This is a genomic window from Acidovorax sp., assembly GCF_021287135.1.
Lineage (GTDB): Bacteria > Pseudomonadota > Gammaproteobacteria > Burkholderiales > Burkholderiaceae_C > Acidovorax.
This window is the reverse complement of record NZ_JAJTBB010000022.1, coordinates 94,025-106,619: the sequence shown is the minus strand read 5'-3', so window position 1 is coordinate 106,619 and position 12,595 is coordinate 94,025. Positions and strand designations below refer to the sequence as shown.

Here is a 12,595-nt window from a genome sequence, read left to right as displayed (position 1 = left end):
GCCCACCGTGACCGCCGCCGCTTTTGCCCCCCTGCCCGCTGCCGAGGCGTTTGCGCCCATCCTGCAATCGGGCCGCTGGTTTGCCCAGTTGCCCCCCGACTTTGCGCAGGCGCTGCTGGCGCTGGGCCAGCTGCGCCAGCTGCACGCGGGCGAGGTGCTGTTCCTGCGCGGCGATGCGCCCTGCGGCCTGTACGCCGTGGTGCGCGGCGCCGTCAGCATCTCGGGCACAGGCGGGCGGGCCGACGAGGCGCGCGCGGCGCTGCTGATCCGGCTGGAGCCGCCGCACTGGTTTGGCGAGATCTCGGTGTTCGACAACTCCGCCCGCACGCACGACGCGCACGCCACCGAGGCCACCACGCTGCTGCACGTGCCGCACGAGCGGCTGCAGCAGTGGCTGCAGGCCCACCCGCAGCACTGGCACGCGCTGGCCCTGCTGCTCACCGACAAGCTGCGCTCGGCCTTCGTGGCCATGGAAGAGCTGGCGCTGCTGCCCGCGCCGCAGCGCCTGGCCCGCCGCCTGGTGATGATGGCCGAGGGCTACGGGCAGTGGACGGCAGGGGGCCGTTCGCGCCGGGTGATCGGCATCTCGCAGGAACAGCTTTCGCTGATGCTGGCCATCTCGCGCCAGACCACCAACCAGATCTTGAAGGACCTGGAGTCCCGCCAGCTGGTGCGCGTGCAGCGCGGCGAGGTGGAAATCCTGGACCTGGCGGCCCTGCGCGCGGCATGCTATTAATTCAATAGCTGCTTGCGCTTGTCGTATGGGCCTCAGAGCCGGATTTCACACAAATACTAAGCACACATTTCATTTCCAGGCACAATCGCGACCATGCAGCTGAACTTCATTGCCAACGCCTCCGTTCCGTCCGCTTCGGGCCGCACGATCCCGGTGATCGACCCGTCCGACGGCCAGCCCTTCGACGAGATCCAGCGCAGCAACGCCGACGACATCGACGCGGCGGTGCATGCGGCCCGCCAGTGCTACCACGCGGTGTGGCAAAAGTTGGCCCCGGTGGAGCGCGGCCGCCTGCTGCAAAAGCTCTCGGCCAAGATCCTGGAACATACGGACGAGCTGACGGCGCTGGAGCAGCGCGACTGCGGCAAGCCCACCAAGCAGGCGCGGGCGGACGCGATTGCACTGGCACGCTACTTCGAGTTCTACGCCGGTGCGTGCGACAAGTTCCACGGCGAGACCATTCCCTACCCCGACGGCTACAGCGTGCTCACCTGGCGCGAGCCCCACGGCGTGACGGGCCATGTGATCCCGTGGAACTACCCCATGCAGATCTTTGGCCGCAGCGTGGGCGGCGCCCTGGCGGCGGGCAATGTGTGCGTGGTCAAGCCGGCCGAAGACGCGTGCCTGTCGCTGATCCGCGTGGCGCAGCTGGCGGCCGAGGTGGGCTTTCCCTCGGGCGCGCTGAACATCGTCACCGGCTACGGCCATGAGGTGGGCGACGCGCTGGCACGCCACCCGGGCATCGACCACATCAGCTTCACCGGCAGCCCCAAGATCGGCACGCTGATCCAGCAGGTCGCCGCCGAGCGCCACTGCCCCGTGACGCTGGAGCTGGGCGGCAAGAGCCCGCAGATCATCTTTGCGGATGCCGACCTGGACGCCGCCATCCCCGTGGTCATCAACGCCATCGTGCAGAACGCGGGGCAGACCTGCTCGGCCGGCTCACGCGTGCTGATCGATTCGCTGATTTATGAACCGCTGCTGGAGCGCCTGGGCAAGGCGTTTGAAAAGCTGCGCGTGGGCCCCGCCGCCATGGACCTGGACGTGGGCCCGCTGATCCGCCAGACGCAGCAGCAGCGCGTATGGGATTTCCTCTCTGACGCACAGGTCGCCGGCATCCCCATGGTGGCCCAGGGCGTGGTGGTGGACGAAGCGCCCGAGACCGGCTACTACCAGGCCCCCACGCTGCTGCGCGACGTGCCGGTGCAGCACCGTCTGGCGCAGGAAGAAGTCTTCGGCCCCGTGCTGTCGGCCATGGCCTTCCAGGACGAAGACCATGCCGTGGAGCTGGCCAACGCCACGCAGTTCGGCCTGGTGGCCGGCGTGTGGACGCGTGACGGCGCCCGCCAGTTCCGCATGGCCAAGCGCGTGCACAGCGGCCAGGTGTTCATCAACAACTACGGCGCGGCGGGCGGCGTGGAGCTGCCGTTTGGCGGCGTCAAATCCAGCGGCTACGGGCGCGAAAAGGGGTTTGAGGCGCTGTACGGCTTCACCACCTTGAAAACCGTTGCCATCAAGTACGGCTGAAGAAGCACGGCAGGGTGTCCCGCCCGCGCACGACGGCGTGGGCAGGCCCCGGTAACCTTGGCCGCTTCTGTACGACGTCTCTTCTTTTGCCATGCCCCTGAGCCCTCCCGCCCCCCGCACCCTGAAGCACGTCCGCCGGGTGAACTACCAGGGCTTTGAACGCGACGATGGTCTGTGGGACATCGAAGGCGAGCTGCACGACAGCAAGGCCTACGACGCCGCATCGTTCCGCGACCCCAGCCAGCAGCGTCTGGCGGGCGAGGCCATCCACCACATGTGGCTGCGGGTGACCGTGAACCGCCAGCTCGTGGTGCAGGCTGTTGATGTGGCCATGGATTCGCACCCGCTGCAAGGCTGCACCGAGGCCCAAGCAGCCCTGCAGCGCATGGTGGGCTGCAGCATGGCGCACGGCTGGCGGCACGCCATCCAGAAGCACCTGGGCGGCGTGGCCAGCTGCACGCACCTGCGCGAGCTGCTGTTCAACCTGGCCACGGCCGCTTTTCAGTCGGTGCCCGCGGTGTTTACTTCGGCCCACCCGGATGAGCCGCCGCGCCATCTGGGCCAGTGCACAGGGTGGGACTTCAACGGCCAGGGCGTGAAGGAGTTCTTCCCCCAGTTCTACGGCCGTGTGCCGCAGGCTGCCAGGGCTGCAGAACCAGCGGCAGCTACAGAAAATTTTGCCAAATCGGCCTCTAGCGCTTGATAGTCAAGCGCCAGCAGCTATCAATTTTGAGTCATCCAAGGAGCCATCCCATGCGCGTGCAGAACAAATCCATCATCGTCACCGGCGCCGGCAACGGCATTGGCGAGGGCATCGCCAAGCGCCTGGCCGCCGAGGGCGGCCAGGTCATCGTCAACGACATCAACGAAGCCGGCGGCCAGCGCGTGGTGGCCGAGATCACCGCCGCGGGCGGCACGGCCGCTTTCTTCAAGGCCGACGTGACGAAGTCCGCCGAGGTGCAGGCCCTGGTGGAAAAGGCCGTGCAGCTGTACGGCCGCCTGGACGTGGTGGTGAACAACGCCGGCTGGACGCACCGCAACCGCCCCATGCTGGAGGTGAGCGAGGAAGAGTTCGACAAGGTCTATGCCATCAACATGAAGAGCATCTACCTCTCGGCCATCCACGCCGTGCCCGAACTGCGCCGCGCGGGCGGCGGCAGCATCATCAACATCGCCTCCACGGCCGGCCTGCGCCCCCGCCCGGGCCTGACCTGGTACAACGGCTCCAAGGGCGCGGTGATCATCACCAGCAAGTCCATGGCCGCCGAGCTGGGCCCCGACAACATCCGCGTGAACTGCATCAACCCCGTGTTCAACCCCGACACGGGCCTGGCCGCCGATTTTGCGGGCGGCCCCATCGACGAGGCGCGCCGCGCCAAGTTCCTGGCCACCATCCCGCTGGGCCGCTTCTCCACCGCGCTGGACGTGGCCAACGCCGCGCTCTACCTGGCCAGTGACGAGGCCGCCTTCGTCAGCGGCGTGTGCATCGAGGTGGACGGCGCGCGCTGCGTCTGATGTCGCGGCGCCCCGCGCCGTCCGCGGCGCGAGCGCGGGGACGGCCCTATCCCAGCACTTCCCGCAGGGCCGCTTCGTACAGGCTGGTGAGCTTGTCCATCACCGTCAGCAGGCGCTCGCTGGTGGTGGCCACGGCGCTCAGGCCCTGCTCGTCGGCGGGGCGGCGCAGGGCCGACTCGAAGAACAGCCATTGCGAGCCCGCCAGCTCCAGCTCGTTGCGGATGGCCGCGGTGGACACGGGCGTGGCGCCCAAGGTCTGCAGCGCCTGGCGGAAGTCGGCCGCGTCGGCAGCCAGCTGGGCTTGCACGATCTTGGACTCCGCCTTGGCTGCGGTGAGGAAGTAGTTCTTGGCCAGCCGCTGCGACAGCATGCGCTGGCGGCCTGCCAGGCTCACCAGGCGGGCGCTGGGCGCCTGCGCCAGCTTCTCGATGGCTTCGGTCACCGCCTGGGCGATGAGCAGCGTGCGGTCGGCCTGCTCGGACGCCGCCACCACCGCCGCCGTTGCTGTGGCGGGTGTGGACGTCATCTGGTTGAGCAGGGCAAACTGCTTTTGCACCTCCTGCAGCTGGCGCCCGACTTCGGCGGGCCACTGGCCGGACTGCATGCCCTTGGCCAGCTCGCTGCTGCCCACCTGGACCATCTTGCGCGCCAGGCCCATCACGTCCACCGCCGCGCTGGGCAGCACTTGCAGGTATTGCTGGCAGTAGGCCTTGGCCATGCGCTGCGACAGCGCGCGGAACCAGCCTGCGTAGTTGATGGCGCCCGACAGGCCCATTTGCGCCTGGGCGCCGGTGGCCCAGGTGGGCAGCAGCACGCTGGCCGCCACCCATTGCACCGCCGTGCGGCGCTGGCATGTCGCGCCCAGCACCGGTACGTCGCGCATTTCCTGCATGTTGTTCTCCTGAAACGAGGTGCGCCCATTGTTGCGACGCAGCACCGGCGCCTGGCTGCGCCATGTCAAAGGCCGCTTCTGCGCCCTCGGCGCCCTTCCGTGCCCGCTGCGCATAACTTGACCGCGATCAACTTTCCCCATGGGGTCTTGTCCCTGCCGGAAGGGGCCATGCGGCAAAATCCGGGGCATGTCCGAACGTGTGATTCCCCTGGTGGACCAACGCCTTGCCGCCTTGGCGGCGCAGGTGCCCGCGCATGCCGCCGCGCCCACCGGTGTGCTCACCGACACCCTGGGCCGCCCGCTGCGCGACCTGCGCATCAGCGTGACCGACCGCTGCAACTTCCGCTGCAACTACTGCATGCCCAAGGAAGTGTTCGACAAGGACTATCCCTACCTCCCGCACGGCGCGCTGCTGAGCTTTGAAGAGATCACGCGGCTGGCGCGGCTCTTCCTGGCCCACGGCGTGCGCAAGATCCGCCTCACGGGCGGCGAGCCCCTGCTGCGCAAGAACCTGGAAGAGCTGGTGGCCCAACTGGCCCAGCTGCGCACGGTGGACGGCGTGGCGCCCGACCTCACGCTCACCACCAACGGATCGCTCCTGGCGCGCAAGGCCCGGGCGTTGAAGGACGCCGGGCTGAGCCGCGTGACGGTGAGCCTGGACGGCCTGGACGACGCCGTGTTCCGCCGCATGAACGATGTGGACTTTCCGGTGGCCGACGTGCTGGCCGGCATCGACGCGGCGCAGGCCGCGGGCCTCACGCAGATCAAGGTCAACATGGTGGTCAAGCGCGGCACCAACGAGCACGAGATCCTGCCCATGGCGCGGCACTTCCGCGGCACGGGCACCACGCTGCGCTTCATTGAATACATGGACGTAGGCGCCACCAACGGCTGGCGCATGGACGAGGTGCTGCCCTCGGCCGAACTCATCGAGCGCCTGCGCGCCGAGCTGCCCCTGGTGCAGCTCGACCCTAGCAGCCCCGGCGAGACCGCCGAACGCTGGGGGTACACCAACGCAGCGGGCCACCACGACCCGGCGCTGGGCGAGATCGGCGTGATCAGCAGCGTGACCCAGGCCTTCTGCCGCGACTGCAACCGCGCCCGCCTGTCCACCGAGGGCAAGCTCTACCTGTGCCTGTTTGCCACGCAGGGCTACGACCTGCGCACCCTGCTGCGCGGCGGCGCCACGGACGAGGCCATTGCCTCGGCCATTGCACCCATCTGGCAGCAGCGCAGCGACCGGTACTCGGAGCTGCGGGGCAGCCTGCCGGCCGACGAATCGCGCGGCGTGCGCCGGGTGGAGATGAGCTACATCGGCGGATAGCACGTGACCCCTCCCCCTGAGTCGCCTTCGGCGTGCGCCGGCCGGCGCCGTGCCAGTTCCAAGACCGTCAAAAGCCCCCCGTCCACGCCCCTTTGAAGATCACGAATGATTGATACCCAAGACATCACCGGCCTGGTCCTTGCCGGGGGCCGCGGCTCCCGCATGGGCGGGGTGGACAAGGGCCTGCAGAACTTTCGCGGCATTCCGCTGGCGCTGCACACGCTGATGCGGCTGCAGCTGCAGACCGGCGCCGTGATGGTCAATGCCAACCGCAATCTGGCCGCCTACGAAGCGTTTGGCGCACCGGTGTGGCCTGACGTGCTGGCCGACTATGCCGGGCCCTTGGCCGGTTTTCTGACGGGGCTGGAGCGGTGCGAAACGCCCTGGCTGCTGACGGTGCCCTGCGACACGCCGCTGTTTCCGCTGGACCTGGCGGCGCGCCTGGCCGCGGCGGCCGACGCCCAAGGTGCCGACATCGCCATGGCCGCCGCGCCCGAGGACGATGGCACGGGCCGCACCACCGTGCGCACCCAGCCGGTGTTCTGCCTGCTGCGCGTGGGCCTGCTCGAAAGCCTGGTGGCCTTCACCCAGGCCGGCGGCCGCAAGATCGACGCGTGGACAGGCCAGCACCGCTGCGCCATCGTGCCCTTCGACCAGCCGGGCGACGATCCGCAGGCCTTCTTCAACGCCAACACCCTGGCCGAGCTGCAGGCGCTGGAAGGTGCCGCTTCGCAATGACCCGGGCGGGCCACCAGTCTGCCGCCGCCCACACCACCGCCCTACTTCGCCTATCTCCATGAAGACCATTGCCCAGATCGCCGCCGAGCTGCAAGGCTACGACCCGCAGGCCCTGCGTGCGGACGATGTGAACGCCTTTTTGCACCACCTGGTGGAGCCCGTGCGCGCCACCGAGGAGCTGCCCCTGTTCAGCGCCCTGGGCCGCGTGCTCGCGCGCGACGTGGTGTCGCCCGTGAGCGTTCCGCCGCACGACAACTCGGCCATGGACGGCTATGCCTTCGCCGGCGCCCAGCTGGTGCCGGGCCAGCCCCTCACGCTGCGCGTTGTGGGCACGGCGCTGGCCGGCAAGGCCTGGGCAGGCACGGTGGGCGCGGGCGAGTGCGTGAAGATCATGACCGGCGCCATCATGCCCGCGGGGCTGGACACCGTGGTGCCGCAGGAGTTCACCACGGCGGCCGCCGAGGGCCACGTCACCATCGCCGCCGATGTGCTGCGCCCCGGCGACAACCGCCGCTTCAAGGGCGAGGACCTGGTGGAAGGCGGCGTGGCGCTGGCCCAGGGCGCGCTGCTCACGCCTGCCGCGCTGGGCCTGGTGGCCAGCCTGGGGCGGCCCACCGTGACCGTGTTCCGCCGCCTGCGCGTGGCGTACTTCTCCACCGGCGACGAAATCCTGAGCCTGGGCGAGCCGCCGCGCGAGGGCGCGGTGTACGACAGCAACCGCTACACCGTGTTTGGCCTGCTGACCCGCCTGGGCGTGGAGGTGGTGGACCTGGGCGTGGTGCGCGATGAGCCTGCGTTGCTGGAAGCCGCGTTTCGCGACGCGGCGCAGCGTGCCGACGCCATCATCACCAGCGGCGGCGTGAGCGTGGGCGAGGCCGACCACACCCGCACCATGATGAAGCAGCTGGGCGACGTGGCCTTCTGGCGCATCGCCATGCGCCCGGGCCGGCCCATGGCCGTGGGGCGCATTGCGGGGGAGCCATCTCAAGAAAAATCAGCGTCCAGCGCATATGCAGCAAGCGCTAGCAGCTATCAAAATGATAGTAATCGCACACCCGGCGGCGCCGTGCTGTTCGGCCTGCCCGGCAACCCGGTGGCGGTGATGGTGACCTTCCTGGCCTTTGTGCGCCCCGCCTTGCTGCGCATGATGGGCTGCACGCACCCCGCGCCCCCGCTGCTGCGGGCCACCTGCACCGAAGCGCTGCGCAAGAAGCCCGGCCGCACCGAGTACCAGCGCGGCTGGGTCACCACGGCCGCCGACGGCACGCTGCAGGTGCGCACCACGGGCAACCAGGGCTCGGGCGTGCTCAGCTCCATGGTGCAGGCCAACGGGCTCATCGTGCTGCACCACGGCCAGGGCAACGTGGCGGCGGGCGACGGCGTGGACGTGATGATGTTTGACGGAATGATCTGACGTGGCCCCGGGCGGGCGCCCGTCACCGCCGGCGGCGGGTTTTTGGTAAGGTCAAGCCCAGCACTTCCGCGCAAACCTAACCTGCCTGACGCGCCCCGCACCTCGGCTTGGTCCGCGCCGCCGTCGGCTTCACACCTCTGCACGCCATGCCCTACTCCGCCCAGCACCTTGCCCAGCCCCCTTCCCGCGACGATGTGGACCGCCTGCCCGGCGCCACGGTGGTCGAATTCGGCACGCCCTGGTGCGGCCATTGCCAGCGGGCCCAGCCGCTGATCGAGGCCGCCTTGAAGGACCAGGCCGGCGTGGCCCACGTCAAGGTCGAGGACGGCCCGGGCCAGCGCCTGGGCCGCAGCTTCGGCGTCAAGCTCTGGCCCACGCTGGTGTTCCTGAAAAACGGGCAGGAAGTGCAGCGCCTGGTGCGCCCGCAGGACGGCCAGGCGCTGCAGGAGGCCGTGCAGGCACTGTCTGCCTAAGAACGTGTTTACGGTCTAAGCCTCCCCCGCGACGAAAAAAATAGGGCCCGGACGGGCCCTTTTTGCTGCTGGTGGGTGCTGCTTCCGCCCGGCTACCGGCGGCCCAGGGCCTGGTCCACGCCCCGGTTGGCCAGCGCGTCGGCGCGCTCGTTGCCGGGATCGCCGGAGTGCCCGCGCACCCAGCGCCACTCAATGCGGTGGCCGGCCGTCGCCACCAGGGCATCCAGGCGCTGCCACAGCTCGACGTTCTTGACGGGCTGCTTGGACGCCGTGCGCCAGCCCTTGGCCTTCCAGCCATGGATCCACTCGGTGATGCCCTTGCGCACATATTCGCTGTCCAGGTACAGCGTCACGGCGCAAGGCCGCTTGAGGGCGGACAGCGCCTCGATGACGGCCATGAGTTCCATGCGGTTGTTGGTGGTGCCCAGCTCGCCCCCGAAGAGCTCTTTCTCTGTCGTGCCCGAGCGCAGCAACACCCCCCATCCGCCGGGGCCGGGGTTGCCTTTGCAGGCGCCATCTGTGTATATCTCTACCTGGTTCAAATCGAAGTCCTGTTTCTGGTTCTGGTTCTGGTTCTGTCGGTGCCGCCGCCCGCCACCGCTCGCGGCAGCCGGGCGGCGCTGTGGGGCGCCGGGGTCCGGTTGGCAACGGGCACGGTGGCGGCGGACCGCTGCCGTGCCGAGCGCCACGCGGGCTCCAGCAGGCGCATGCCGTGCACCCGCTTGACCGCCACGAGGAAGTAGGCGGCGCCGAAGATCGGCCACCACTTTTCTCCCAGCGGGTCCATGAAGCCGAAGCGGTCCAGCCACTGGGTGCTGCGCACCGCGGGACGATAACAGCCAAACCGGGCCGATTCGACCTCGAAGTTCAGCAGGCGCAGCCAGTCGCGCAAACGCCGGTACCCGATGAACTCGCCCAGGTCGGGAAGGTACAGCGTCCCCCGGCCGGCCCGCCGCAGCAAGCGCGCGCGCCACTGCCGCAGCCCCCAGAGGCTGGTGGGGTTGAGCCCGCTGATCACCACCCGCCCTTCGGGCACCAGCACCCGCTCCACCTCGCGCAGGGCCGCGTGGGGGTCGCTGCTGAGCTCCAGCGTGTGGGGCAGCACCAGCAGGTCCAGGCTGGCCGGCGCAAACGGCAGCGCCGCGGGCTCGGCCAGCAGGTGCACCGCCCGCAGCGGCGGCGGCTGTGCGCCCGGCATCCCCGCTTCCCGCGCAAGCCCTTCCTGGCCGAGCGCGAACCACTGGTGCGGCATGCGGTTGGCGCGCAGCCCGTCCAGCAGCGGCATGCCCAGCTGCAGGCTGTGGTAGCCGAAGATGTCGGCCACCGCCTCGTCAAAGCGCGCCTGCTCCCACGCCAGCAGGTACCGCCCGGGGGGGGAGTCAAACCAGTGGTGCAAACCTATAATTTGATCGCTCATGAACTTGCTGCCGCTACCTGCCTTTACCGACAACTACCTCTGGATGCTGCATGACGGCCGCCAGGCGATCGTTGTGGACCCGGGGGACTCCGTGCCCGTGCTGCAGGCGCTGCAGCAACTGGGCGTGCAGCTGCAGGCCATTCTAGTCACGCACCACCACCCCGATCATGTCGGCGGCGTGGACGTGCTGCGCAACGCCACCGGCGCGGTGGTCTACGGCCCGGCGCGCGAAGACATCCCCGCGCCCGTGCGCCCGCTGGCCCACGGCGACACGGTGGAGGTGCTGGGCCTGCGCTTTGAAGTGATCGACGTGCCAGGGCACACGGCGGGCCACATCGCCTACTTCTGCGAGGCCGTGGACGCAGAGCCGGTGCTGTTCTGCGGCGACACGCTGTTTTCCGGCGGCTGCGGGCGGCTGTTCGAGGGCACGCCGGCGCAAATGCTGGCGTCGCTGGACCGCCTGGCCGCCCTGCCCGGCAACACCCGTGTGTGTTGTGCGCACGAATACACACTTTCCAACCTTCGGTTTGCCCGCGCGGTGGAACCCGACAACGCAGCACTGATCCACTACACCGACCAGTGCGAGGCACTGCGGTCCCGCCACCAGCCGACGCTGCCTTCGCGCATCGCGCTAGAGCGGGACATCAACCCCTTTCTGCGCGTACGCCAACCCGCGGTGGCCCAGGCCGCCCGCAATCACGACGTGCAGGTGAACCCAGGCGATGCCGTGGCCGTCCTGGCCGCGCTGCGCCAATGGAAGAACGAGTTTCGATGAAAATTCTGCACATTGCCTGCGTGGCGTGCATGCTGTGGCTCACCGGCTGCGCGACCACCACGCCCTCGCCCGACGAAGCGTCCGGCAGCACCCCCACCTCAGGAAGCACGCCCCCCTACCGCAGCGGCCACACCCCCATCATCCCCAACGGCCCCCTGAAACCCATCACCGCCGCCCAGGCAGCGGGCGGCGAGGTGGCCTCGCTGTCGGCCCCCGCGGACCTGTGGGACCGCATCCGCCGCGGCTTTGCCATGCCCGACCTGCAAAACGAGCTGGTCCAGGACCGGGAGCAGTGGTATGCCACCCGGCCCGACTACATGCAGCGCATGACCGAGCGCTCCAGCAAGTACCTCTTCCACATCGTCGAAGAGCTGGAACGGCGCGGCATGCCCACCGAGCTGGCCTTGCTGCCCTATATCGAAAGCGCCTTCAATCCCCAGGCCGTCTCCAGCGCCAAGGCCGCGGGCATGTGGCAGTTCATGCCCGCCACGGGCAACTATTTCGACCTCAAGCAGAACGCCTTCCGCGACGACCGGCGCGATGTGCTGGCCTCCACGCGCGCCGCGCTGGACTACCTGCAAAAGCTCTACAACATGTTCGGCGACTGGCACCTGGCCCTGGCTGCCTACAACTGGGGCGAAGGCAGCGTGGGCCGCGCCATTGCGCGCAACCAGAAGCTGGGCCTGGGCACCAGCTACACCGACCTGAACATGCCGGCCGAGACGCGCATGTACGTGCCCAAGCTGCAGGCGGTGAAGAACATCGTGGCCAACCCCGACGCCTTCCGGACCGAGCTTCCGCTCATCGAGAACCACCCCTATTTCCAGACGGTGGACATCACGCACGACATCGACGTGTCGCTGGTCGCCACGCTGGCCGGCATCCGCGAGGAGGACTTCCGTGCGCTCAACCCGTCGTACCACAAGCCCGTGATCCTGGCCGCCGGCACGCCCCAGATCCTGCTGCCCTGGGACAACGCCAAGGTCTTCCAGCGCAACCTGGAGGCGCGCCGCGACGGCCAGTACGCCAGCTGGACCGTGTGGTCCGTGCCCACCACCATGACGGTCGCCGAGGCCGCCCAGCGCGCCGGCATGAGCGAAAACGACCTGCGCAGCATCAACAACATCCCCCCGCGCATGCTCATCAAGGCCGGCTCGGCCCTGATGGTGCCGCGCTCGGCCGCCATCCGGGAGGACGTGTCCTCGCACCTGGCCGACAACGGGCAGGTGGCTTTTGCCCCGGAAATCGTCACGCGGCGCACCACGGTGCGCGCCCGCAAGGGGGAAACCGTGGCCAGCATTGCCCGGCGCTACCAGCTGGCCGCCGCCAGCGTGGCCGACTGGAACGACGTTCGCGCCACTGCGGCCTTCAAGGCCGGGCAGCAGGTGGTCGTGTACCTGCCCGTGCGGCAGGGAGCGCAAGCGCGCGGACCGAGCCCCCAGGCACGGGGCCAGAACGCGCACGGCCGCAGCAGCCCGGCGGCACGGCCCGCCACCGCTGGCAAACGCCCCGCCGTGGTGCCCACCCGCCGCGGGGGCACCCCCTCGAAGGTCAAGCGCCGCTAAGGAGGCTGGGGGGGCGCCAGCGGTCCCCCTCGCCCCATCGGCGGGGCTGCGGTGCCGGCTCAGAGCTTCAACGCGTGCATTCCCAGCAGGCCCAGGATCCCCATGATGATGAGGTACAGCGCCACGATGGTGCTGAGCAGCCGGGGCATGACGAGGATGAGGATGCCCGCGATGAGGGAAACGAGCGGGCCGATGCTGAGGGAGAAGGTCATGGTGCAA

The 12,595-nt window shown here is 69.2% G+C and carries 14 protein-coding genes; 10 read left to right on the top strand and 4 right to left on the bottom strand.

Translation table 11 applies throughout. The features are described from left to right. The first annotated feature begins 7 nt into the window (after positions 1-7). The 4 genes from LWW96_RS06430 to LWW96_RS06415 all read left to right on the top strand — a co-directional run bounded on the left by LWW96_RS06430 (position 8) and on the right by LWW96_RS06415 (position 3,778). Positions 8-736, top strand: coding sequence for a Crp/Fnr family transcriptional regulator (locus LWW96_RS06430; RefSeq protein WP_291485171.1), 729 nt, complete (start codon positions 8-10; stop codon positions 734-736). Positions 737-829: 93 nt separating this feature from the next. Further along, positions 830-2,263: an aldehyde dehydrogenase family protein gene (locus LWW96_RS06425; protein WP_291485169.1), complete on the top strand. Its 1,434-nt coding sequence runs from the start codon at positions 830-832 to the stop codon at positions 2,261-2,263. A 91-nt stretch (positions 2,264-2,354) separates the two neighbouring features. After that, complete coding sequence (locus tag LWW96_RS06420) at positions 2,355-2,966, top strand: DUF2889 domain-containing protein (protein WP_291485167.1); 612 nt, start codon at positions 2,355-2,357, stop codon at positions 2,964-2,966. A 50-nt stretch (positions 2,967-3,016) separates the two neighbouring features. After that, entirely contained in the window at positions 3,017-3,778 is a 762-nt protein-coding gene (locus LWW96_RS06415; RefSeq protein WP_291485165.1) for an SDR family oxidoreductase, read from the top strand. 46 nt (positions 3,779-3,824) lie between these two features. On the opposite strand, the gene LWW96_RS06410 is transcribed toward LWW96_RS06415, so the two are convergent. After that, the gene (locus tag LWW96_RS06410; RefSeq protein ID WP_366117932.1) at positions 3,825-4,670 is read right to left on the bottom strand and encodes a type IV pili methyl-accepting chemotaxis transducer N-terminal domain-containing protein; all 846 of its coding nucleotides are present in this window, start codon (positions 4,668-4,670) and stop codon (positions 3,825-3,827) included. A gap of 187 nt (positions 4,671-4,857) precedes the next feature. Between LWW96_RS06410 and moaA the strand changes: the two genes are divergently transcribed. The 4 genes from moaA (at position 4,858) to LWW96_RS06390 (ending at position 8,619) form a co-directional block, all read left to right on the top strand. After that, on the top strand, positions 4,858-5,994 hold the full coding sequence (moaA, locus tag LWW96_RS06405) for a GTP 3',8-cyclase MoaA (protein WP_291485163.1): 1,137 nt from the start codon (positions 4,858-4,860) through the stop codon (positions 5,992-5,994). A gap of 105 nt (positions 5,995-6,099) precedes the next feature. Beyond that, the gene (gene mobA, locus LWW96_RS06400) at positions 6,100-6,732 is read left to right on the top strand and encodes a molybdenum cofactor guanylyltransferase MobA (RefSeq protein ID WP_291485161.1); all 633 of its coding nucleotides are present in this window, start codon (positions 6,100-6,102) and stop codon (positions 6,730-6,732) included. 58 nt (positions 6,733-6,790) lie between these two features. Beyond that, positions 6,791-8,146 (top strand): gephyrin-like molybdotransferase Glp, encoded by a 1,356-nt coding sequence (glp, locus tag LWW96_RS06395; RefSeq protein WP_291485159.1) that lies wholly within the window; start codon positions 6,791-6,793, stop codon positions 8,144-8,146. Positions 8,147-8,292: 146 nt separating this feature from the next. After that, positions 8,293-8,619, top strand: coding sequence for a thioredoxin family protein (locus LWW96_RS06390; RefSeq protein WP_291485157.1), 327 nt, complete (start codon positions 8,293-8,295; stop codon positions 8,617-8,619). Between the two features lie 92 nt (positions 8,620-8,711). Here the strand turns inward: LWW96_RS06390 and rnhA are convergent, their stop codons facing one another. Both rnhA and LWW96_RS06380 read right to left on the bottom strand, forming a co-directional pair. Then, positions 8,712-9,161, bottom strand: a complete 450-nt coding sequence (gene rnhA, locus LWW96_RS06385) for a ribonuclease HI (RefSeq protein ID WP_291485155.1) — start codon at positions 9,159-9,161, stop codon at positions 8,712-8,714. Further along, on the bottom strand, positions 9,158-10,036 hold the full coding sequence (locus tag LWW96_RS06380) for a methyltransferase domain-containing protein (protein ID WP_291485152.1): 879 nt from the start codon (positions 10,034-10,036) through the stop codon (positions 9,158-9,160). The genes rnhA and LWW96_RS06380 overlap by 4 nt, the downstream gene beginning before the upstream one ends. Here LWW96_RS06380 and gloB point away from each other — a divergent pair. Then, entirely contained in the window at positions 10,035-10,811 is a 777-nt protein-coding gene (gloB, locus tag LWW96_RS06375; protein WP_291485150.1) for a hydroxyacylglutathione hydrolase, read from the top strand. The two genes, LWW96_RS06380 and gloB, sit on opposite strands and share 2 nt — an antisense overlap. After that, entirely contained in the window at positions 10,808-12,376 is a 1,569-nt protein-coding gene (locus LWW96_RS06370; RefSeq protein WP_291485148.1) for a transglycosylase SLT domain-containing protein, read from the top strand. The genes gloB and LWW96_RS06370 overlap by 4 nt, the downstream gene beginning before the upstream one ends. Before the next feature lie 59 nt (positions 12,377-12,435). Here the strand turns inward: LWW96_RS06370 and LWW96_RS06365 are convergent, their stop codons facing one another. Further along, positions 12,436-12,588: a DUF3096 domain-containing protein gene (locus LWW96_RS06365; RefSeq protein WP_291485146.1), complete on the bottom strand. Its 153-nt coding sequence runs from the start codon at positions 12,586-12,588 to the stop codon at positions 12,436-12,438. Positions 12,589-12,595: the final 7 nt, after the last annotated feature.